This window comes from Flavobacterium sp. CR10, assembly GCF_055814415.1.
Window position 1 is genome coordinate 218,383 of sequence record NZ_CP185985.1, and the last position, 23,745, is coordinate 242,127.

A 23,745-nucleotide genomic window follows, 5' to 3' on the forward strand; every position below is an offset into this window, starting at 1 on the left:
GTAAAAGCATTGCCATACATGAAATACTGTCTTTTTATTGTTGTTTGTTTTTTTAACTCGTTTTTGTATTCTCAAGCCAAAAAGAATACGGATAGCGTGACCTATTATAACAAGCTAGCAAACAGCAACCTAAATAATAAAAAGTACAATCAAGCCATTTTTTTCACAGAAAAATCAATTAATTTTTGTGAAGAAAATGGCAAAAAAGAGAATTTGGCCAATCAGACTTTCAAGCTTGGCAAGATTTATTATAATCAAAAAAAGTTTGAAGACGCCTTAAAAAACTTCCACAAAACAGTTTCTTTATTTGACACCTTTAAACCTAGTTGTACAAAAGTTTTAGCTCTGCATTATATTGGTGTAACCAATACCGCAAAGGGCGATTATAAAACAGCTGCTGCTTATTATACAAAAGCCCAAGATTTATTAAAACAGTTAGATCTTAAAGACAATGCAGAAGCATTAAATTATCAAAAAGCTTTGGCATTTAAAACCAATAATGATCTTAAATCTGCTTTAAAAACTTTTAAAATAATTACCGCAAAGCCAGATAACAACGCAAATTTAAAAACAAAAGTAGACGCTTATTATCAGCTTGGTTTAATTGAAGGACAGCTTAAAAGAAATGATTCGGCTATTGTCTATTTTGACAAAGCACTAGATTATAACAACAAAATCAATGATCTTCCAAAAAAATCGAAAATTGTTTTAGCGATAAGCCAGTACTACAAACAGAATAAAAATTATGATCTGGCGTATTCTTATCTAGACGAACATTATCAGATTGAAAATTATCTTTTAAAACTAAAAAATGCCAAAATTGATTTGGACGAATATGAAAAATTCAAAAAAAATCAATCTTTAAACAATACGATAAAAAGAGAAAGCGAAGAGAAATTCCAACTTAAAACTTATCGCTATTCTAAATTAGTCAGCATTTTGGCAATTGCCTTAATTTCGATTTTATCACTTTTGAGTCTGGCTTTGTACAAAAACAATATTATACGAAATCAGAATAATTTACTGCTTCGCGAAAAAAATAAAGAATTAATTTTAGCCAAAAACAAAGCAGAAAAAGCTTCGAAAGCCCGATCTGAATTTTTGTCTACAGTAAGCCATGAACTCCGGACGCCATTGAATGCCATTAACGGAATTACTCATATTTTGCTTGAAGACAAGCCAAAGAAAAAACAATTGAAATACTTAGAATCTTTAAAATTCTCTGGAAATTATTTGACTACTTTTATCAATGAAATCCTTGAGATCAATAAAATTGATTCTACTAAAGTAGAAATTGAAAATATCAGTTTCAATTTAAAAGAATTGCTTTTCAATATTCAAAGTTCACTAAAAGAGCTGGCTACAGCCAACAAAAACTACTTTAATTTAGAGATAGACAAAGCAATTCCAGACAATTTAATTGGAGATCCCACAAAACTATCTCAGATCATACTTAATTTAATAAACAATGCCTTAAAATTCACCCAGAACGGACATGTAAATGTTATCGCAAAACTATATTCGCAAGAAGAAGATGAGGCAACTATTTACTTTGAAATTGTGGATACTGGAATTGGAATTCCGGAGGATAAGCTACAATCTGTTTTTGAAAGTTTTTCTCAAGGTTCCATCGAAGTAAATAGAAAATATGGCGGAACAGGACTTGGCCTTACTATCGTAAAAAAATTAATAGAACTTCTAGGAGGCGAAATAAAATTAAAAAGTGAAGTAGGTAAAGGATCTACATTTACCTTCAAGTTGAATTTTAAAATCAACAACGAACCATTGGAAGTAATTGAAGAAGTAAAACCATATAACGATAAACAATTGAAAAACAAATCTATTTTATTGATTGAGGACAACAAAATCAATCAAATGATCACTCGTAAAATGCTGGAAAATAAAAACATTACCTGCGAGATTGTTGACAATGGGGAAGATGCTGTAGAACTTTTAAAAATCAAACGCTTTGATATGATTTTAATGGATGTTCATCTTCCTGGCATTAACGGAACTACAGCAACAAAAATGATTCGTGAATTTGATAAAGCCACTCCTATTATAGCATTGACAGCAATTTCTCTTGACGAAAATCGAGACATGCTTCTTTCTTACGGAATGGATGATGTAATCACAAAACCTTTTGTTCCAGACGAATTCTATAGCACTATTGCTAAGTTTTTTGATTAATTAAGATTCCTAAGTTTCTGAGATACTGAGATTCTAAGTTTTCTTTATATACTCTAAAATTGTGGCATCAAAATCTTGCTGATGATTGATGAAAGAGCTTTTTATTGGCAGATAATATAACTGATCAACCAGATCCGAATCTTTTAAGCGCACATAATCTTTTTCGGTAGTAATAATTTTTCTTCCGTTTGCCTTGCGTAGAATCGAATCTAAATCGGCATCAGAAAAATGATGATGATCTGGAAAAGTAAGACATTCATCGCTTTCATTTTTTAAATAATCAAAAAATGGTTTCGGCTTTGCAATTCCAGCGATTAACAATTTTGATTCTGACTTAATTTCTCCAACTGCAATTTTTTCGCTTTTACCATAAATGACTATATCATAATCTATGAAAGTAAAAAAGACTTGCTGAGTAGCATTTAACTTCAATTTCAATCTAATTTTTGCCTGCTCTTCTTCTGCTAAAATTTTAGGGCATTTTGTTACTACAACAATATTGGCTCTTTCTGCTCCACTCCTACTTTCTCTCAAATTTCCTGTTGGAAGCATAAAATCATCTGCATACAAATCTCCATAAGAAGTCAGTAAAATATAAAAACCAGCTTTTACTTTTCTGTGCTGATATGCATCATCAAGCAAAATAATTTCAGGCTTTTCATTTTGTGAAAGTAATTGCATAATTCCGTTTGTACGATTAGCATCAACTGCCACCATCACATTTGGAAATTTTTGATAAAACTGAAAAGGTTCATCTCCCAGAATTTCAGCGTTTGAATTTTCGTCAGCCAAAACAAAACCTTCCGATTTTCTTTTGTAGCCACGGCTTAAAGTAGCCACTTTATATTTATCAGATAATAAACGAATCAAATATTCGATTTGAGGCGTTTTCCCAGTTCCGCCCACACTTAGATTTCCAACCGCAATAACTGGAAGATCAAATGAAGTCGATTTTAAAATTCCATTATCAAAAAGAAAATTACGGATTGAGGTTATGAATCCGTATAAAATAGCGAATGGGAAAAGTATTTTTCTAAGTATGTTCATTTTACGAAAGTATAATTTTTTATACTATTATTAGAAATTATAAAAATATAAAAATTGATAAAATTATACGCAAAGCAACTTTTGGTTATCTACAAAAATTAAAAAGAAATATCAGAAAAAAATCTAAAAACAATAAATTATTACACTACTTTTAGAACGATTTTTCCTTAAACAATTTAAAATCTAATCAAGAGAATTCTGATTAGAAAACTAATAGATCATGAAATTTTATTTTACGCTATTTTGTGTTTTACTTTTAAATTTAACTTTTTCACAAAATATAATATCGGGCAAATATTGCAAAATCGAAAATAATGACTATTCGTTTTTAGATACCATTCTTAAAAATAAAAAAATCGTTTTATTGGGAGAACAATCTCATGGTGACGGAGCTACTTTTGATGAAAAAGTGAATATCATAAAATATCTGCACGAAAAGCAGAAATACAATGCTATCGCTTTCGAAAGTGGAATGTATGATCAGTATAAAGCGTTTCAAGAATATTCGAAAAAAAAAACAGCAATAGAAGTTTTCGACCAAAGTATTATAGACATTTGGTCTGATACCAAAGCATTTCAAAATTTACTTCTTTATATTGAAGAACGCGCCAAACAAAAAGACACTATAAAAATCTTAGGATTTGATAGCCAGGAAGGAATTCTTTTTTCGAATCATTTTATGAATGATTTAACTGATTTGATCAAAAACAGAAAAATTAATATTGCTAAAAACAGTTTGACAAGAATAGAAAAAGCCTTTGTTTTTAGAGACTTGGAAAGTATTGCCAACAGCAAAAAAGATTCTACCGATTTGTATCAAGATTTTAATATTCTGGTAAACGCTCTCAAAGAAATACAAAATCCGACTTTCCATGAAAAAATGCTGAAACAGGTCATCAATAGTAAAATTTCTGATGTCAATTTTGAGGTCATGCAATTGCAAAACCAAAAAGTTGCGGTTCAAAATCCGAGAGACAAGCAAATGTCAAAAAATTTGATTTTCTTATCCGAAATGTATCCAAATGAAAAAATGATTTGCTGGGGAGCTTCTTATCATTTTTCCAAAAATATCGACCAAACAGAATTTACTGAAGTAACTGAAAGTTATTTGCAAAAGCAGTCAGACATGGAGCTTAAAATCACTGGTTTTACAGATTATACTCCTGGCGAAGGAGCAAAAATTCTTGAAGGAGCATTACCACTGGGCGGTCTTTTAAAAACTTATTTTAAAAATGAAGTTTATAGTATTGCATTTTCCTCTTACGAAGGATTTTATGGACGTGTAGATGGCAAAACTCTTCCAATTCTTACTCCTCCTGAAAATAGCATCGAACAACAAAATTCAAATAAAGGTTATAAAAAAGTGTTTTTCGAATTTGACAAGAAAGAAACTAATGGTTATTACTGCTCTGCATTAGGAAACATACCAATAAAAGCAAAATGGAATACTATTTTTGATGGTCTTTTTTTCATTAAAAAATCATATCAGCCTGAAACAAGATTATTTGAAAAAGAAAATTATGTACAAGCTCAAAACGATGCATTTGTCATAAATGGAAAAATAAACGATTTTAAAAATCATAAAATAATCGCAAATGCTGACGTCTCAATACAACAAACAAACAAAAATATTCTGGCAAATAAAGAAGGGGAATTTTCGATTCTAATAGATAAACCCAATTTTAATGACAAAATCATTGTATCGGCTTTTGGATATATTTCGGACACGATTTCAATTAAAAATCTTGTTGATACGAATAAACATTTTGTAAAAATAAAACTAAGACCATTTCATTTTCAAACTATTAATTTAAATGAAGTTGTAGTAAGTTCGACCCCAAAACCATTATCTGCAGAAGAAATAGTAGCAAAAGCTCAGATTAATATTGAACTCAATTACGATCAGAACCCGTACAATCAAACATTCTTTTTTAGCAATAAAGTAATTAAAAACAATGAAGTTATTTCTCATGACGAATCAATTATAGCAACCTATAATTCAACAGGAATGAAAGGTGTCAATAATCCTGAAGAAAAAATATTTGGAGAAATACAGCAAACCCGCGAGATTATTAAAAATACTTCGAAAAACAAACTCGGCAGCATGGCTACTTTTGCTTTTCTGTTTGATCGTGATCTTATTCTAAGCAAAGCCAATGTACTTTATAAACCCGCTTCTTATACGTTAAAAAAAGAAGGCATTGTCCCTTACAACGACCAGAAAGTCTACAAAATAAGCTTCCAAAACAATGAGCCTGGTGCATATTCTACAGGTTATGGTTATCCTGCACCAAAAAAATCATCTGGAGTTTTATATATCGACACGCAAACATTTGCTGTATTAAAGTATCAACATTGTGTTACCAGAGAACCATTTGAATTAAAAAATCAGGTTGGTAAAACTGCACAAATGAATCATAAAATCACAATAACGTATAAACTATCAGATGGAAAATATTTTATTAATTATCTCAATGTAATAGACAAATCGATTATCACTTCAACAGCTGATAATTCCTTTTTATACGACACCTATAATGTCAACAATCTAATGTCTACAGAAGTAAAAATGATAAATACTGAAAAACTCAATCGAGCGCTTTTAAAAATTGGCTTAAATAATTCAGTTCCTGAAAATTTAGATTTTTGGAAAAATAACAGTTTTATCCTGCCTGATGAAAAAATCATTTTCGATTTATGTTATTAACTGAAAATCATTTAAAACTAAAATTCACCAGAAATCTCAATTAGTAAAAGTCACATTATTTCTTTGATTGTAATAGTTTAGAATTTGGATTACTTTTGTTGTTCACCTTAAACCTTTTAAAATACGAATGAAAATTAAAGAAATAATAGCGGTTCTTGAAGAAATGTCTCCTTTGGCTTACGCCGAAGATTTTGACAACGTTGGACTTTTAGTTGGCAATTCGGAAACCGAAAGCACAGGAATTTTAGTTTGCCACGATGCCTTAGAAAATGTAATTGATGAAGCAATTGCTAAAAACTGCAATTTGGTAGTTTGTTTTCACCCGATATTATTTTCTGGAATTAAAAAAATCACAGGTAAAAATTACGTAGAACGCTCAATTTTAAAAGCAATCAAAAATGACATTGCTATTTATGCCGTTCATACGGCGCTTGATAATCATTCGCAAGGCGTGAATAAAATTTTCTGTGATGCTTTAGGATTGACAAATACCAAAGTTTTGATTCCGAAACAAAATTTCATTCAAAAATTAGTCACTTTTACCGTTCCAGATAATGCCGATAAAGTTCGAAATGCCTTATTTGAAGCAGGCGCAGGAAAAATTGGCAACTATGACAATTGCAGTTTTAACACTCAAGGCTTTTTTACTTTTCAAGGAAACGAAGACAGCAATCCAGTAATTGGAGAAAAAGGAAAACTGCATACAGGTGAAGAAATCAAAATCGAAGTAGTTTTTGAAAAACACTTGCAATCACGAATTTTAAAAGCGCTTTTTGCCAATCATATTTACGAAGAAGTAGCTTACGAAATTTATAATCTTGAAAATTCGCATCAAAATATTGGTTTGGGAATGATTGGTGAATTTGAAACTGAAATGGATGAAAAAGAATTTCTTCACTTCGTAAAAGACAAAATGATTGCTGATGGAATTCGTCATTCTGCTTTTTTAGGCAAAAAAATAAAAAAAGTGGCAGTTTTGGGCGGTTCAGGAAGTTTTGCTATAAAAAATGCAATTCAGGCTGGAGCCGATGCTTTTTTGACAGCCGATTTAAAATATCATCAATTTTATGAAGCCGAAAACAAGTTACTTTTGGCGGATATTGGTCATTTTGAGAGTGAACGCTATACAAAAAACTATATTGTTGATTATCTTCGAAAAAAAATTCTTAATTTTGCGATCATTTTATCGGAAGAAAATACAAATCCAGTTAAGTACTTATAAAATATGACGAATACGAAAGAATTAAGTGTTGAGGACAAGTTAAGAGCAATATATGATTTACAGCTTATTGACTCTAGAATTGACGAAATCAGAAACGTTAGAGGAGAACTTCCTTTAGAGGTTGAAGATTTAGAAGATGAAGTTGCAGGTTTAAGCACTCGTTCAGAAAAACTGAAAGGTGAACTTGAAGTGATTGAGGAGCAAATCAAAGCAAAAAAAATTGCTATTGAGGAGCATAAAGAAGTGATCAAAAAGTACACAAAACAACAAGAATCAGTACGTAACAACAGAGAATTTAATTCTTTGACAAAAGAAGTTGAATTTCAAGAATTAGAAATTCAATTGGCTGAAAAGCAAATCAAAGAAATGAAAGCTTCTATCGAGCACAAAAAAGAAGTTATTTCTAATTTAAAAGAAAAACTTGATGCTAAAAGCTCTCATTTAAAACATAAAAAATCTGAATTAGACGCTATTATGGCTGAAACTCAGAAAGAAGAAACTTTCTTAACTGAGAAATCTGCTGAATATGCTGCACAAATCGAAGACAGATTATTAGCTGCTTATAACAGAATCAGAAGCAGTGTTCGTAACGGATTAGCTGTAGTTTCTATCGAAAGAGGAGCTTCTGCTGGATCTTTCTTTACAATTCCACCTCAAACTCAGGTTGAAATTGCTTCAAGAAAGAAAATCATCACTGATGAGCACTCTGGAAGAATTTTAGTTGATACGCAATTAGCTGAAGAAGAAAAAGAAAAAATGGAACAATTGTTCGCAAAATTCTAAATATCAAGTCCCGATTAAATCGGGACTTTTTTTTTGCATTTATTTTAGCCACGAATTACACAAATTTTCACTAATTATTTTTTTACCTATAATAATGTGAATAAAAAATTCGTGCTAATTTGTGTAATTCGTGGCAGACTTTTTTTTTACCTTTAGAAAAAAAATTAAGTTTTGGGAATTAAAAAAGGCATTCGTTTTATTACTTTAAAATCAGTTGGATCTTATATTAATTTTTTGAGTTACGTTCGTCCTCAGAAAGCTACAGAACTTTCGTATGCACTTTTCAGCCAACCACGAATTGGCCGATTAAAAAAAGAAGAACTTCCAAAAGTTTTGCGACATACAGAAACAGAAATATTTCATCATAACGAACATCATTTCCAAACCTACGTCTGGAAAGGAAATGAAACCAAAATTCTACTAGTTCACGGCTGGGAAAGCAATGCTGCTCGCTGGAAAAAAACTTTACCACATCTTCAAAAATCTGGAAGTACCATTATAGCTATTGATGCACCCGCACACGGGCAAAGCAGCGGAAAAGAATTTAATGTTCCGCTTTATGCTGAATTCATAAATAAAGCGGTAGAAAAATATCAGCCCGAAATTATCATTGGACATTCTATTGGTGGTGCTGCATGCATTTACCATCAATATTTGTTTCCGAATACGAGCATCAACAAAATGGTTATTCTTGGTGCTCCTTCAGATTTAAAAACTTTGATTGACAATTATATTTCGATGCTTAGTTTGAATAGAAGAATGTTGCCTCTTTTGGAAAGTAAATTCATAAACCGTTTCAACTTTAAGCTAGAAGACTTTTCAGGTCAAAAATTTGCATCAGAAATTACAATTCCCGGTTTTATTGCTCATGATACGGCAGACAAAATTGTTGCTTTTGCAGAAGGAAAAAAAATAGCTCAAGGCTGGAAAAATAGTCAATTTATTGAAACCAGCGGTTTAGGTCACGGAATGCATGATGATGAATTGTACGATAAAGTGATTGAGTTTCTTTTTGAAGGTTCAAAGTAACAAAGTTGCAAAGGGACAGAGGTTTTGTCGCATTTTTGTCATTCCGAGGAACGAGGAATCTCCGTAAGAAACTCCGCTTCTAAAATCGCCAATCTTTGTCACGTTACTCTTGAAGATTCCTCGTTCGGAATGACAAACTTTATAGGAAATCTAAAAGTCTAACAATCTAACTTGTCTAAACAACAATTTTAAAATATTTCAACAACTCCTTCTTTCCTTTTGCAGTGACAATTATCGCTCTTGAATTTTCGGTTTTCCTTAACCAGTCTTCATTTTTCATTTTATTGAAAAGCAAAGTTCCAACTGAACCCGCAATATGATTTCTTCGTTCGCTCCAATCTAAACACGGTTTTAAGAAAATTCGTTTTTGTTTTTGCGCTTCTTCCAAATTAATTCCAAAATCCGAAAACCATTTTTTTCCGTGTAGACTTATTTCAAAAACATTATCCCTCTCGACAATTATTTCTTGTTCCAATAAACTATCCGCAAGAGCCACGCCTACTTTCCCTGCTAAATGATCGTAGCAAGTTCTGCAGAATTTTATTGGCGGATAATTTTCTGGTTTATTTTTTAAAGAAACTTCTGGTTTCGGAACTAAACTTGCCATTGCTTCAAGCGCGTACGCGACTTCTTTATTTGAAAATCGGTAATATTTATGACGCCCTTGTTTTTCTACACAAAGCAAATCGGCATCGAGAAGTTTTCCCAAATGCATACTTATATTTTGTGGCGAAGTATTGGCTGAAACCGCTAATTCTGTAGCTGTAAAAGCTCTTCCGTCAAGCAAAGTCCACAAAATTGAGGCGCGTGTTGGATCGCCAATTAAAGAGGCCGTTTTTATAAATTGATCTTCCATTTAGGTATTCATAGTTAAGTGCAGAATGAAGTATCGCCTTGTAAAGTTAAATAACTTTGCTAAAAACATTCCAAATGACTTCGACTTTATTCCTTCAATCTGATATCGAAAATCCTTATTCGAATTATAAAACCATGTTACAGAACAATCCCGTTTATTGGGATGAAACAAATAAAATATGGGCAATATATCCTTATGAAGATTGTGTTTCTATTTTGAAAAATCCTAAAGCAGAGATTCCAGCTGTAAACCCAAACAACGAGCAAAAACTGAATAAACATGCTCTAAATATTCTAACCAATTTAACCCGATTGTCAAACGGAATACAACATGAAATTTCAAAAGAAATTGCAATATTGCTGTTTTCAAAAATGAAATCTGTCGATATTAATTCTATTATTTCTCAATTAATAAAAGACGATTTGACTGAAAATAAAATAGATTGGGTAAATTCGGTTTGCAAAAAAATGCCGGTTTTAGCTGTTTTGAAAAGTTTTGGTTTTGATGAAAAAGATTGTGAGTTTATAGCAAACCAAATAGAATCTTTGGTTAAAATAATGCTTCCGCAGAAAACAGAAGAGCAAGTAAAATCTATCAATGAAATTTCTGAACAAATCTTTTCAATCGTAGAGAAACAGCTTTTTCAATTAAACATTTACGGATCTTTATCATCAAAAATTTCGGAGCCAAATTCGCTTTCGCTTGACGAAATCAAAACAATTTGTGTTAGCAATTTAATTGGATTATTTATTCAGAGTTTTGATGCTGGAAGAGGAATTTTGAGTAATTCGCTTTTACAGATTTTAAACAAAAAAACTTTTTCCAGTAGAACAGAAATAGAAAAATCGGTTATCGAAACTTTACGCTTTGATCCGTCCATTCATAATACAAGACGAATTGCAACCGAAGACATTTCTATTGGCGAAAGCCTAATTAAAAAAAATGATTCAATTTTAGTTGTGCTTGCATCGGCAAATCGAGATCCGAAGAAATTTGAAAATGAATCAAAATTTGATATTGAAAGAAATACTAATGCTGAAAATCTAACTTTCGGAATTGGCGGTCATATGTGTCTCGCTAAACATTTTTCGATTCATTTGGCGACTGAAGCTTTATGGTTTCTATTTAATAAATTTAAAGCCATTGCAATTTTAGAAAATAATATTCAACATGAACCCATGATCAACGCCAGATTGCCCAAAACAATCTGGACTTCATTACAATAAAAAAATAAAAATATGATAGCTGTAATTTTTGAAGTGATTCCTAATGAAGGAAAAAAAGAAGAATATCTGGATATCGCCGCGAGTCTGCGTCCGGAATTAGATAATATTGAAGGATTTATTTCGATAGAACGATTTCAAAGTTTTTCCGATCCTTCAAAAGTTTTGTCTTTGTCTTTTTGGCGAGATGAAGAAAGTATTCAGCAATGGCGAAATATTGAAATGCATCGCGCCGCACAAGCCAAAGGCCGAAATGAAGTTTTTAAAGATTATCATTTACGAATTGCATCTGTAGTTCGTGATTATGGAATGTTCGATAGAAAAGAAACTCCAGAAGACAGTTCCATTTTTCATGATTCGTAAAAAAGATGTTGAGATTCTAAGTTGCTATCCCGATAGCTATCGGGACTAAGTTTTTTTTCTAAAACCTAAAATTCTAAGATGTCTAAACTTTTGCCTACTTTTGCAGTATGGAAGAAAATCTTAAACGTCTTAATAAATTTATTGCCGAAACGGGCTTTTGTTCTCGTCGTGAAGCTGATAAATTAATTGAAGAAGGACGCGTAACAATAAATGGTGCTGTGCCGGAAATGGGAACAAAAGTTTCGCCAGAGGATGAAGTGCGCGTTGACGGAAAATTAATCGTTGAGAAAAACGAAAAAATGATCTATTTGGCATTCAATAAACCTGTCGGAATTGAATGCACGACCAATCTTGAAGTAAAAAATAATATTGTTGATTATATTAATTATCCTAAACGAATTTTCCCGATTGGACGACTGGATAAAGCCAGTGAAGGCTTGATTTTTATGACCAATGATGGTGATATTGTAAACAAGATTCTTCGTGCCAGAAATAACCACGAAAAAGAATATACGGTTACAGTAAACAAACCTATTACTGAACGTTTTATTCAGCGAATGGGAAATGGCGTTCCGATTTTAGATACGGTTACTAAAAAATGTAAAGTAGAGCAAATTAGCAAATACACTTTTAAAATCATTTTAACGCAGGGATTAAACCGTCAGATTAGAAGAATGTCTGAATACTTGGGTTACGAAGTTACGGCCTTAAAACGTATTCGAATTATCAATATTTCGTTGGATGTTCCAGTTGGAAGATACAGAGATTTAACAGATGCTGAAATTAAAGAATTAAATCAGTTAATTGAACCTTCGAGTAAAACGGAAGAAGCAAGTTTTCCTAAAGTTGAAAGCTCAAGTTCCAATTCAGCTTCAGCTCCAACCAGAAGAAAAACATTTGTTTCAAAACATGATCCTCGATTTAAAAAAAGAGGAGATAATAAATAAAGAAAATCCCATTCTGAACGAATGGGATTTTTCATTTTATTTCCTTTTATCCAAAAACTCATAATATAAAGCTTTAGACAAAAAGCTTGAGTTTTGATAATTCGAAATCAATTCTTCTCTTACTGCTTCTGCATATTTTCCATCCAGATTATTCTTTTGCAAATATTCGCGACGGACATCATCATTGAAATTCAAACCGCTTAAAAAAACTGGCTCTACTCCTTTGTTTACTGAAATATTATAATTGGTAACAAGACTTCCCCAATTTACATAACTGCACAAAAGAATCGTTCCGTAGAAATACCAAACCATCTGATTGAAAAGATACGCATTAGTTTTTTGTTTTCTGATTTTCTGAAATGAAACTACCAATCCGATAATAGCTAAGATTAAAAAAGCATAAACTCCAAGACGTTTATAGGTTAAACCATAAAAAGAAACATATTCTGTATTCTTAATCATGGCACTTACAATTAAAATGACGTTTAGTACAAGCCAAACTTTTGCCAAGTTCTTTAAAGATTTGGCTTTTTCATCAAAATTAAATCCGCCTTTAAAATAAAAAAGGATTACACCAACTGCCATTAAAATTGAGAAGATAACCGCGTTTACACGTTCGTGTGTATCTGCGCTTAAATTTGTTTTTTCTACAACTTCGAAGAATTGCTCATAATCGTAAGTTCCAATAAAAACTAAAAGCATAATATTCAAGAGAAACAATGTGATTTCGCCACTTTTTCTTTCGAAGTCTAAATCAAGAAAAGAAAAAGTGCTTTGGTCTTTGACTTCAGAAATAGCACTGAAATCATTATTCAGCTTTGGATTGAATTCGTAACAAGCATCTGGAACCCAATAATTCCAAAAACTGAATGAAATATAAAAGCCTAAAATGCACATCGCAATTAATTGAGGCAGATTAATATCCAATTCATAGTCTGTAAATAGTGAAGAGAAATGATCGCTTCCGAAAGAGTAAACGATAAAAAACAATCCAAGAAAAATGATTGGAATAACAACAAACGCCACTATTTTTTTAGCAAAATCATTGTGGATTTTTCTTTCTGGAAGCCATTGGCTGAAAAGAAAAATACGTCCTACTGATGTAAATCCGTTTAAAATTATTAATGGAAAGATCTGTATCGTTTTGAGTTCGCCATCTTGTGTTTTAAATTGTAAAAACAAAATTGATAAGGCCAAGGCAAAAAACGATGCCGCATCTCCATACCACGCAAAGGCAAAACATGACAAAATAGAAGTCATTACCAAAACAAGGTGTGATCTATCTACAAGCTTTTCTTGAAAGAAATAACTAATTAAAAGTGTTAGCAAAACGCCAAAAATAGAAATATTGATTCCAACAGATTCGTTGTAAAAAAGCAGTATGAAAACCGCTGTACATGCGAAGATAATTTGATGTTTTTTCATGGTTTTAGTTTTTAAAAGTACTTTGTAATTCAAAGTTTTTAGGTAAAAAATTTTAGATTCTAAGATTTCATTAATTTTTCGAGGTAAGAAAGGTGCTCTTTAAACGCCGCGCGGCCAAGCGGTGTTACCTGATAAGATGTTTTTGGCTTTTTGCCCACAAATTCTTTCTTAATCTCGATATATTCAGATTTCTCCAATGCAGAAGAATGACTCGCTAAATTACCATCGGTGATATTCAAAAGCGTTTTCATCTCGGTAAAATCTACCCAGTCGTTAACCATCAGAACGGACATAATACCCAGTCTGACACGGCTTTCGAAATCTTTATTTAGTTTGTCAATAATTCCCATTCAATTATTTGTATTTTTTGAACATTACTAATCCGTATAAGATATGCAGGATTCCGAATCCGAGAATCCAGAAAATCAATCCATACCCAATAAAGAAAAGAGCAATTAATCCCAAACAAAGTTCGCAGAAACCTAAATATTTTACATCAGAAAAAGTATATTTTTCTGCATTAATAAGCGCTAAACCATAAAAAAGCAAAGTCGATGGCGCAACCAATCCGAAGTAACCGTGATACATCATCGCTAGACAGAATATACCTCCTACAAACAAAGGAACTGTTAAGTTGAATAGCATTTTTTTTGTAGCAGATGTCCAAATTGGCAGATTGTATTTTCGGCTTTTTCTAATGGTGAAAAAGATTCCGAATGCAAATGCGCAAACTAAAATTCCGATTCCTATCCAGAATAATTCTGAAACTAAATTAGCGGAATATAATCTATGTTCTTCGGTCAAATAATCCATTCCATTTGCCTTGAACAATTGGTATACATAGATTCCACCAATTAAAGCCGAAAGACCCGCGAAAACTCCTGAAAGTCCGCTTAACGATATAAATCTTGAAGAGCGCTCCATCATGGAACGAATATGTGCTAAATCTTCTTGGTGCTTTTGATTCATAATTAAAGTACTTTGCGTTACAAAGTTATTATTTATTTTGAATTGGCAAGTAAAAAATGTGAAAAAATAATTGTTTTATATCTTAATCTGTATTCTGTTCCTTTAAATGTATAATCCCTACGGGATATTTATGTGGGTATTAATAATTTTGAGCTACCGATATTTCACTCCTAGCGGGGTTATCTCGGAGAGATTAAATATTAGTATAACAATAATTTACGTCGTTTTTTTGTCCCGTAGGGACTATATTTAAAAGATATCCAACAAGACCTAACAGGTTTTAAAAACCTGTTAGGTCTCTCCGTAAAGTTGCGTGAGGGATAGTAGCAAGCTACCGAAGTAGCGCGGATAGCCCGACCCCGACCCGTTGAGAGGGCGTATAAGCGCAAAGTATATTTGCCCTCTCAACGGGTCGGGGTCACGCCCAAATTATAAAAACAAAAAAGCCCATTCTTAACGAACAGGCCTTAAATGTTATTTAAAGTTTTAGAACCATCTTCTGCGTTTGAATAAAAAGACTCCAAAAGTAGATAGAATTATGGAGACTAAAAGTAAGATCCAGATTCCGTATTTGCTTTCTTCTAATCCGTTTGGGACATTCATTCCGTACAAACTGGCAATTAGGGTTGGAATCATCAAAATGATTGAAATTGATGTCATTTGCTTCATGATATTATTCATGTTGTTTGAAATTACAGAAGCGTAGGCATCCATCATTCCAGTTAAGATGTTATTATAAATGTTGGCTGTGTCTTGCGCCTGATTTAATTCGATTTCAACATCTTCTAACAATTCTGGATCGTAACTAGCTTTGTGCGCTTTTAGATTTTTGATTCTTTGAAATAAAACGTCATTTGCTTTTAGAGAAGTAATGAAGAATACAAAGCATTTTTCGATTTGTAGCAAGGCTTGCAATTCTTCGTTTTTGATTGATTTCTCTAAATTATCTTCTGCCAGTTTTATTTTCTGGTTGATTTGTTTTAGATATTTCAAATACCATACGCTTGAAGACAAAAGCAATCTTAAAACTAAATTGAAATTGTCTTCTATGTCGATGTTTTTGCGCTGTGAATAAGCCACAAAATCTTTTATGATTTCTGTTTTATAAAAGCTGATAGTTACGCAGATGTCGTCTTTAAAAATGATCCCGAGCGGAACGGTATGAAACGGAATTTTGACATCGCCACTTTTAATAGGAATGCGCATAATAATCAAAGTCCAGCCGTCTTCGATTTCGATACGAGGTCTTTCGTCGATATCCTCGATATCATTGTAAAAAGCTTCAGGAATTTGAAGTTCTTCTAATAAATAATTTTTATCTGATTCTGTTGGAGATTCGATATGAATCCAGCAATTTGAAGTCCATTTTTGGATTTCTACTAATCCGTTGTTGTTTGTGTAAAAGGCTTTCATTTCAAAATACAGGTTTTTAGCGCAGCATTTTGAAATTTCAAAAGCTGCTTAATTTAATACTAACGAATAATAATAATCGTCCATTTGGAGAAGTGTTATTTTTTAAAGTGCTGCAAAAGTATCCTTTATTTTTAAGAACCGAAACTTTAAACTATTAATTATATATTAAAAACGACAAAACCCGTTCGTTTGAACGGGTTTTGAATATTATTCAGGAAGAAATTATTGATTTCTTGCGCTTCTCATTTTTCTTGCTAAAAGTGTATTTTTAAGTAACATTGCAATTGTCATTGGTCCTACTCCACCTGGAACTGGCGTAATGAACGATGCTTTTTTGCTTACTCCGTCAAAATCCACGTCACCTTTGATAACATACCCTTTTGCATTTGAGGCATCTTCTACACGTGTGATCCCAACGTCGATAACGGTTACTCCTTCTTTTACCATATCTGCTTTTAAGAATTCTGGAACTCCTAAAGCTGTGATAATGATATCAGCATTTTTAGTGAATTCAGCTAAATCCTTAGTACGACTATGAGTCAAAGTAACTGTAGAATCTCCTGGATTTCCTTTACGGCTCATTAAGATGCTCATCGGACGTCCTACGATGTGACTTCTACCAATTACAACGGTATGTTTTCCTGAAGTTTCAACTTTGTAACGTTCTAACAATTCCATAATCCCGAATGGTGTTGCTGGAATAAAACTTTCCATTTCAAGAGCCATTCTTCCAAAGTTAGTCGGGTGAAATCCGTCAACGTCTTTGTCTGGATCGATTGCTAATAAGATTTTTTGCTCGTCGATATGTTTTGGCAAAGGCAACTGAACGATGTATCCATCAAGGTTATCATCTTCGTTCAATTCTTTGATTTTTGCTAAAAGTTCGTCTTCTGTAATAGTTTCTGGTAAAGCAACTAAAGTTGAATCAAAACCGATTTCTTGGCATGATTTTACTTTACTTCCTACGTAAGTTAAACTTGCCCCGTTATTACCCACTAAAACTGCTGCTAAATGAGGCACTTTTCCTCCAGCTGCTTTTATAGATTGAACTTCGATTGCAATTTCGTTTTTAATGTCGTTAGATGTTTTTTTACCGTCTAGTAGTTGCATTGTGTTTTGTTGTTTTTGTTTCAGGTTTCAAGTTTCATGTTACTGTTGAAACTTACTATTAATGTAATTAAAAAAGTTTCAAGTTTTGGCCTCTTAACTTGAAACCTTAAACTTGAAACTTTTTCTTATTTTATCTCGGCATTCCTCCTGGCATACCACCCGGCATCCCTTTCATACCTCCCATCATCTTCATCAGATTTTTTCCGCCTGGGCCTTGCATCATCTTCATCATCTTGCTCATTTGGTCAAACTGCTTCATCAGCTGATTTACCTGCTCGACTTTTGTTCCCGAACCTTTAGCGATTCTGGCTTTTCTTTTTACGTCGATAATGGCTGGTTTGCTTCTTTCAGCTGGCGTCATCGAATAAATGATCGCTTCGATATGTTTGAAAGCATCATCTTCGATTTCAACATCTTTCATGGCTTTTGAAGCTCCTGGTATCATTCCAACCAAATCTTTCATATTACCCATTTTCTTTACTTGCTGAATCTGCGTTAAGAAGTCATCAAAACCGAATTCGTTTTTAGCGATTTTCTTTTGGAGTTTTCTTGCTTCTTCTTCGTCAAATTGCTCCTGAGCTCTTTCAACAAGAGACACAACGTCTCCCATTCCTAAGATACGCTCTGCCATACGTTCTGGATAGAAAACGTCAATTGCTTCCATTTTTTCTCCAGTACCAACAAATTTGATTGGTTTGTTTACAATAGATTTGATTGAAAGCGCTGCTCCACCACGAGTATCACCATCTAATTTCGTTAAAATAACTCCATCAAAATTCAAGATATCGTTGAAAGCTTTTGCTGTGTTTACAGCATCTTGTCCTGTCATAGAGTCTACAACGAACAATGTTTCTTGTGGTTGAATTGCTTTGTGTACACGTGCAATTTCATCCATCATTTCCTGATCTACTGCCAAACGTCCAGCTGTATCGACGATAACAACATTGAATCCGTTTGCTTTGGCGTGTTTGATTGCGTTTTGAGCAATCTCTACAGGATTTTTATTTTCTGGTTCTGAATAAACCTCAACTCCTATTTGATCTCCAACAACATGAAGCTGATTGATCGCCGCCGGACGGTAGATATCACACGCTACAAGAAGTGGTTTCTTGTTTTTCTTTGTTTTTAAGTAGTTAGCTAATTTCCCTGAGAAAGTAGTTTTACCAGAACCTTGAAGTCCTGACATCAAAATAACAGTTGGATTTCCTGATAAGTTTACACCAGCAACATCTCCACCCATTAATTCTGTCAACTCATCTTTTACCAGTTTTACTAATAATTGTCCTGGCTGTAAGGTTGTCAATACGTCCTGACCAATTGCTTTGTCTTTTACTCTTGCTGTAAAATCTTTAGCAATTTTAAAGTTAACATCGGCATCAAGTAAAGCACGACGAACTTCTTTTAAGGTATCGGCAACGTTTACTTCTGTAATTTTACCGTGTCCTTTTAATATATGGAACGCTTTATCTAACTTATCACTTAAATTATCAAACATATCTTTTTGTTTATTTGAAGTGCAAAGATAATCTAATTAGATATTTCAGGCAATTTTTATTTATACGCAATTTTTTGCCACAAAGGCTCAAAGGCTCAAAGTTTTTGTTTCTCGCAGATTTAAAAAGATTTTAGCAGATTTTAAAAAATCTTTTCAATCCTTTTAATCTGTGGCTATAAATATAAAAGGCGCAAAGAATAAGACCTTTGCGCCTTTGTGCCTTTGCGGCTATATCTTTTTAGAATTGGAAGTAAATAAACGGTTGCGAACCTGCTACCGCAGTTGCGTATACAATCCAATAAACAAATCCTAAGATTATAGCTTTTACTAATAATGGAGTTTTGTCGAAAACCGATTTCATTCCGTTGGTGAATGTTTCTGGTAAGAAATGCCAAACGTAACCGAACAACATTAATCCAAATACATTTTTATATCCTAAGACAATTGTTTTCCAAAGTTCCGGTTCGAATGTTAATTGTCCGATATTATTAATTACTTGTAGTGCTGTTTCAAAATCTCTTGCTCTGAAGAAAATCCAACAGAAAACTACAAAATGAAATGTAATTACGATTGAGAAAAATCTCCATAAGAAATTCGGGTTCTTATCTTTCTTTGAAGGAAAGAATTCCATGAAAATTTTATGAACCGCTAAAGCTAATCCGTGAAGTGCTCCCCAAACTATAAACTGCGCTCCTGCTCCGTGCCACAATCCTCCTAAAAGCATTGTAGTAAACAAGTTGAAATTGGTTACTAAGGTTTGTTTTATTTTGCTTGACAGTAAAAACGATAAAGCAAAAATTAAGATACTAATTCCTGCAATGAAAAGCGGAATTACACTTTCATTATAACAAGACATTCCCCAAAGCAATAAGCCAAAGAAAAATAAACTTGGAAATAAATATCCAGCGAAAGAACCTTCTCGGTTTCCACCAATCGAAATGTATAAAAAGTCTTTTAACCAAGTTGAAAGCGAAATATGCCATCTTCTCCAGAAATCGGTAATCGAAGTTGATTTATATGGTGTTCTAAAGTTGACTGGCAATTTAAATCCAAGCAGTAATGCAATACCAATGGCCATATCTGAATATCCTGAGAAATCGCAGTAGATCTGAATCGCGTATCCGTAAGACGCCATTAAGTTTTCAAAAGAAGTATAACTCATTGGCGTATCAAAAACACGATCAACAAAGTTTACAGATATGTAGTTTGAAATTACCGTTTTCTTTATCAAACCTCCAATAATCAAAAACAAAGCATTGTTTACGTCTTGTTTCGTCAGATTCAATTTTTGGTAAATCTGAGGAAGAAAATCTTTTGCACGTACAATTGGCCCAGCAACTAACTGTGGAAAAAACGAAACGAAGAATAAATATTCAATGTAATTTTTTGTCGGTTTGATTTCTTCTCTGTAAATCTCAATAATATAACTCATCGACTGAAAAGTGTAGAACGAAATTCCAACAGGAAGAAAAACATTATGAAGTGCAAAATTACCATGAAACATGTCATTGTAAGTCACAATCAAAAAGTTCATGTATTTGAAATAGCCCAAAAGTGCCAAATTCAAAATAACACTTATCACCAAGTAAAATTTCTTAACGCTGTCTCTGCTTTCTCTGTAAATAATCTGGCTCAAACCATAATCTACTACTGATGAAAGCAATAAAAGCAGAAAGTAAATTCCGCTTGATTTATAGTAAAAGAATAATGAGAAGAGAATAACATATGTTAATCTCAAATAAAATGTTTTGCGTAAAAAACCATACACAAAATAGAAAACCAGAAATAAACCTAAGAATAAACCGGTATTGAATAAAAGTTTTTCGTCTTCATTATAAACGAACCAACTTTTAACTTGTTCTATTGTAATTGCACCAAAATTTTGAATGAACCAATTATTAATGCTCTCTATTGTCGTCAACTTACTTCTTTAATTTAAAATTATCGTATGATCTTAAAATCGCTTGAGTGAACAAATCTCCTTGTTTCTCGTATCCCTTTTTAGAATAATGAACCCAATCTGGTCCAATTAGCCCTTGTACTTTTAATTGTCTGATTCCGCTCATACCTCCAAATTCGTCGTACAAATCCCAAACGGCAAGACCGTCTTTTTGGGCTATATCTATAATTTGTCTCGCGTAATTATCAATGTAGTGATTTGGCTTTCGTCTTAACAATGATGGCGGAGGCGTCATTACAATTATAGGAGCGTCTATTTTTTGTGCTCTTACATTATTGATAAACTCTCGTAACTCTTTAATATAATTCTCTGGATCTAAATGATCATAACTTTCATTTGTTCCCAGTGAAAAAACCAGCAAATCGGGATGCAATGATTTCAACTGCTCAAAAAACAACGGATATTTATTGTAATCTGAATATTTAGCTCCATTTACTCCAATACTGCTATAAATTACTCCTGGAGCGTCTTTTTCTAAAACAATTCCGTTTAGCTCATAATCTTTTGCCTCTTTGTTTGGAATCAAGAAAATTCGGCTTAATGCATTTTCTGAATTATAAAAATGCGTATAAGAATCTGATTCGATTGCCAACGGAACAAACTCTGACATTGAAATCGTCTTTGCTCTTGTCTCGTTTGTGGCAATTTTTAATGTTCTTCCTGCACGAATATTATTCCCTTTTAAACGATTGTCTCTTTTAATTTCAGCAACCGAAACATTGTATTTATCTGCAATTGTTCCAAGCACTTCGCCTTTTTTAATCTTATGGGTAATAACTCTTCGCTCGGTTGTCTGAATAGAATTGATTTTAGACGAAATTGCCAAATCGAACATATTCTGATTCTGGGGCGTAATAATTTTTATTGTATTGAATTTATACGCTGGATCTTTTACATTCATCTCCATTACAAATCCGCCAGAATCTCGCCAAAGCCCAATTCCGCTTATCCCAATCGGACATTGTTTAAATGGGTGAATATTTCTATAGCTTTCCCAAGTTCTGTTAGATCGAAAACGTTCGTTGTAAGATCCGTTTGTTTTGGCCAATTGATATGGAAATACTAAACCACGCCCAGCATTGCCAAACCTCTGCTGCAATTTTTTTCTGATTTCATTGGTCATCAAGTCGCCTTGAATATGCGAATCGCCAATATGCACAATATTGATTTTTTGATTCTTCTGATCTTCATTTTTTTCCAGTTTCTCAAAAAAATCGCTTATCGCTTTTGCGTTATAAATCTGGCCATCAGAAGGAGCATCAATTGCTGCTGTATCCACTTTTTGAATCATACTTTCGTGTGTTGGCTGTACATCTGTTTTAGGAGTTTTTTCATTTGTTGTAAAAAAAAGACAACAAAAGAAAACCATAAGTTTATTTATCATACACTATCTTTTGTTACTAAAATGGAATCGGGTCTGGCTCTTTTTACTGGTTTTGGCTTAGTTCCTTCAGCATCTCTTTTTTGTCTGAGTACTTTATATTCTTCGTAACCTTTATTCAATTGTTCGTAAAGCAAATTACCAATCGCTTTTGCGCCACGCTGGTTAAAATGCGTATAATCTTTATTTGCTTTTGCCGGAGTTTCGTCAACCCATTTTATCATAGAACCGTCTCCACCCATTAAAGTATATAAGTTTACAAACCCTGCATGAGTTTCTAAAGCATAATGTTTTTGCGCTTTCATTAAAGGAACTACCGCTGAATCGGTTTTCATTTCCAAATCATATTTTGTCGATTTATCAGCAGTTGAAACGATTAAAATTGAAACACCAGGAAACGATTCTTTAATTTTATTAACGGTCTTTGTCATTCCTCTTTCATACCAAGAATAATTTTTAGTTCCGTAATTTAAAACGTTGGTCCCGTAATGAAGGATAACCAAGTCATATTTCAAACTATTATTGAAAGCTCTCATTACATCAGCATTGAACATAGAAATTGGAAGTCCTGAATTTCCTCTCTGAGAGAAATTATCTACGTGAACTCCGCTTCCGTTATCAAAATTAAATCCGTAAATCGGAATAGAATCTGCCTGAACAAAATTAGCTTTAAAAGCTTTTAAACTTCCCGATGAAACTTTTAACGTGTTCACTAAATTATTTGGAGAAAGGCTTTTCTTAATTGTATCTTTTCCGATAATGAAATTCACTTTTCCTGTTTTAGCAGCACGCCCATAAAATAATGTGGCGTTATCTAAAGAAGTTGAATATTTGTTCAATCCAGCTTCGTACTGAACCCAAGTAGGATTAGATTTATCATTTGCAAAAAACACATGCCCATTAACTCCAAAAGGACTTGTTGGTCTTTTTACATTTAAGTAAGATTGCGTTTTCCAGTTTTTAGAATAAGTTGATTTTACAGAACCTCTCGAAGCAGCAGATTCTGAAGTGATAGGAACAAATCCAACTCCATTTCCTCCAAAACGTTCCTGATAATTGGTACGAACATCTTGAACGATTAAATCGCCATCAGTCATAGAATCTCCGTAGTAAGCGATTCTAACTTTGTTCTGCGGATTTTTCTCTAACTGATACAATTTTTCATAGAAAGAAATCAGGTATTGATATCCTTTATAATTTTCGAATGTCTCAGCAGGAAATTCGATTCCTTCGGTTTCATCAAAAACAATTTTCTGCTGATTCAGCTCTTTTTCACTTTCAGCAATACTGTCCTTATCTAAAGAAAGAGAATCTTGGGCAACAGATTCTAAAAGCAGACTGTCTATTAATATATTTTTAGAATCTAACTTACTCTCAGAAAATATTTTGTCTGGAAGGATTTGTTTGAATCCAATAAAAGCCACCAATGCCAAAGCTACGATAGCAAAAGACTGAAAAAAATAAGACTTTGTATTCACTTAAATAATTATAATAAAGTATGAAGGACTGCATTCAAAAACTAAACCAATTAATAACGGCTTAGTTACTGCAGAAAAAATTTGTGCAAAGATAGAATAACATTTTGTTTCTATTTCATTTTAACAGGAAAGTAGAACAAAAAAAAG

19 protein-coding genes are annotated in these 23,745 nt (G+C 32.8%); 8 read left to right on the forward strand and 11 right to left on the reverse strand.

Translation table 11 applies throughout. The features are described from left to right. Window positions 1-18: 18 nt before the first annotated feature. Entirely contained in the window at window positions 19-2,190 is a 2,172-nt protein-coding gene (locus ACNRYB_RS01055; protein WP_473728995.1) for a tetratricopeptide repeat-containing hybrid sensor histidine kinase/response regulator, read from the forward strand. A gap of 33 nt (window positions 2,191-2,223) precedes the next feature. Here the strand turns inward: ACNRYB_RS01055 and lpxK are convergent, their stop codons facing one another. Then, window positions 2,224-3,237 (reverse strand): tetraacyldisaccharide 4'-kinase, encoded by a 1,014-nt coding sequence (gene lpxK, locus ACNRYB_RS01060; RefSeq protein ID WP_473728996.1) that lies wholly within the window; start codon window positions 3,235-3,237, stop codon window positions 2,224-2,226. Between the two features lie 364 nt (window positions 3,238-3,601). Between lpxK and ACNRYB_RS01065 the strand changes: the two genes are divergently transcribed. The 4 genes from ACNRYB_RS01065 to ACNRYB_RS01080 all read left to right on the forward strand — a co-directional run bounded on the left by ACNRYB_RS01065 (window position 3,602) and on the right by ACNRYB_RS01080 (window position 8,978). Beyond that, on the forward strand, window positions 3,602-5,944 hold the full coding sequence (locus tag ACNRYB_RS01065; RefSeq protein WP_473728997.1) for an erythromycin esterase family protein: 2,343 nt from the start codon (window positions 3,602-3,604) through the stop codon (window positions 5,942-5,944). A gap of 127 nt (window positions 5,945-6,071) precedes the next feature. Further along, a complete protein-coding gene (locus tag ACNRYB_RS01070; RefSeq protein ID WP_473728998.1) occupies window positions 6,072-7,166 on the forward strand; it encodes a Nif3-like dinuclear metal center hexameric protein in 1,095 nt (364 codons plus the stop codon). A 3-nt stretch (window positions 7,167-7,169) separates the two neighbouring features. Next, window positions 7,170-7,949 (forward strand): zinc ribbon domain-containing protein, encoded by a 780-nt coding sequence (locus ACNRYB_RS01075; RefSeq protein ID WP_091496387.1) that lies wholly within the window; start codon window positions 7,170-7,172, stop codon window positions 7,947-7,949. 171 nt (window positions 7,950-8,120) lie between these two features. After that, the gene (locus tag ACNRYB_RS01080; protein WP_473728999.1) at window positions 8,121-8,978 is read left to right on the forward strand and encodes an alpha/beta fold hydrolase; all 858 of its coding nucleotides are present in this window, start codon (window positions 8,121-8,123) and stop codon (window positions 8,976-8,978) included. A 175-nt stretch (window positions 8,979-9,153) separates the two neighbouring features. Here the strand turns inward: ACNRYB_RS01080 and ACNRYB_RS01085 are convergent, their stop codons facing one another. Continuing rightward, entirely contained in the window at window positions 9,154-9,834 is a 681-nt protein-coding gene (locus ACNRYB_RS01085; protein WP_473729000.1) for an ArsR/SmtB family transcription factor, read from the reverse strand. Between the two features lie 74 nt (window positions 9,835-9,908). Here ACNRYB_RS01085 and ACNRYB_RS01090 point away from each other — a divergent pair, with 74 nt between their 5' ends. The 3 genes from ACNRYB_RS01090 (at window position 9,909) to rluF (ending at window position 12,367) form a co-directional block, all read left to right on the forward strand. Then, window positions 9,909-11,060, forward strand: coding sequence for a cytochrome P450 (locus ACNRYB_RS01090; RefSeq protein WP_473729001.1), 1,152 nt, complete (start codon window positions 9,909-9,911; stop codon window positions 11,058-11,060). A gap of 12 nt (window positions 11,061-11,072) precedes the next feature. Then, on the forward strand, window positions 11,073-11,420 hold the full coding sequence (locus tag ACNRYB_RS01095; protein WP_343707535.1) for an antibiotic biosynthesis monooxygenase family protein: 348 nt from the start codon (window positions 11,073-11,075) through the stop codon (window positions 11,418-11,420). A 107-nt stretch (window positions 11,421-11,527) separates the two neighbouring features. Next, window positions 11,528-12,367 carry a 23S rRNA pseudouridine(2604) synthase RluF gene (gene rluF / locus ACNRYB_RS01100; RefSeq protein ID WP_129748881.1) on the forward strand — a complete coding sequence of 280 codons (840 nt, stop codon included), beginning with the start codon at window positions 11,528-11,530 and terminating at the stop codon, window positions 12,365-12,367. A 36-nt stretch (window positions 12,368-12,403) separates the two neighbouring features. On the opposite strand, the gene ACNRYB_RS01105 is transcribed toward rluF, so the two are convergent. The 9 genes from ACNRYB_RS01105 to ACNRYB_RS01145 all read right to left on the reverse strand — a co-directional run bounded on the left by ACNRYB_RS01105 (window position 12,404) and on the right by ACNRYB_RS01145 (window position 23,598). Continuing rightward, window positions 12,404-13,792: a DUF4153 domain-containing protein gene (locus tag ACNRYB_RS01105; RefSeq protein ID WP_473729002.1), complete on the reverse strand. Its 1,389-nt coding sequence runs from the start codon at window positions 13,790-13,792 to the stop codon at window positions 12,404-12,406. A 59-nt stretch (window positions 13,793-13,851) separates the two neighbouring features. Then, window positions 13,852-14,142, reverse strand: coding sequence for a winged helix-turn-helix domain-containing protein (locus tag ACNRYB_RS01110; RefSeq protein ID WP_008464519.1), 291 nt, complete (start codon window positions 14,140-14,142; stop codon window positions 13,852-13,854). 4 nt (window positions 14,143-14,146) lie between these two features. Then, window positions 14,147-14,761, reverse strand: a complete 615-nt coding sequence (locus ACNRYB_RS01115) for a hypothetical protein (protein WP_473729003.1) — start codon at window positions 14,759-14,761, stop codon at window positions 14,147-14,149. A gap of 486 nt (window positions 14,762-15,247) precedes the next feature. Further along, on the reverse strand, window positions 15,248-16,174 hold the full coding sequence (locus ACNRYB_RS01120; RefSeq protein ID WP_091134675.1) for a magnesium transporter CorA family protein: 927 nt from the start codon (window positions 16,172-16,174) through the stop codon (window positions 15,248-15,250). Window positions 16,175-16,396: 222 nt separating this feature from the next. Further along, window positions 16,397-17,284, reverse strand: coding sequence for a bifunctional 5,10-methylenetetrahydrofolate dehydrogenase/5,10-methenyltetrahydrofolate cyclohydrolase (locus ACNRYB_RS01125; protein WP_073416324.1), 888 nt, complete (start codon window positions 17,282-17,284; stop codon window positions 16,397-16,399). Window positions 17,285-17,414: 130 nt separating this feature from the next. Further along, window positions 17,415-18,779, reverse strand: coding sequence for a signal recognition particle protein (gene ffh, locus ACNRYB_RS01130; protein ID WP_129748989.1), 1,365 nt, complete (start codon window positions 18,777-18,779; stop codon window positions 17,415-17,417). Between the two features lie 238 nt (window positions 18,780-19,017). Beyond that, window positions 19,018-20,700 carry an MBOAT family O-acyltransferase gene (locus ACNRYB_RS01135; RefSeq protein ID WP_473729004.1) on the reverse strand — a complete coding sequence of 561 codons (1,683 nt, stop codon included), beginning with the start codon at window positions 20,698-20,700 and terminating at the stop codon, window positions 19,018-19,020. Window position 20,701: 1 nt separating this feature from the next. Then, window positions 20,702-22,123: a GDSL-type esterase/lipase family protein gene (locus ACNRYB_RS01140; RefSeq protein ID WP_473729005.1), complete on the reverse strand. Its 1,422-nt coding sequence runs from the start codon at window positions 22,121-22,123 to the stop codon at window positions 20,702-20,704. Beyond that, complete coding sequence (locus ACNRYB_RS01145) at window positions 22,120-23,598, reverse strand: SGNH/GDSL hydrolase family protein (protein WP_473729006.1); 1,479 nt, start codon at window positions 23,596-23,598, stop codon at window positions 22,120-22,122. The genes ACNRYB_RS01140 and ACNRYB_RS01145 overlap by 4 nt, the downstream gene beginning before the upstream one ends. Window positions 23,599-23,745 lie beyond the last annotated feature (147 nt).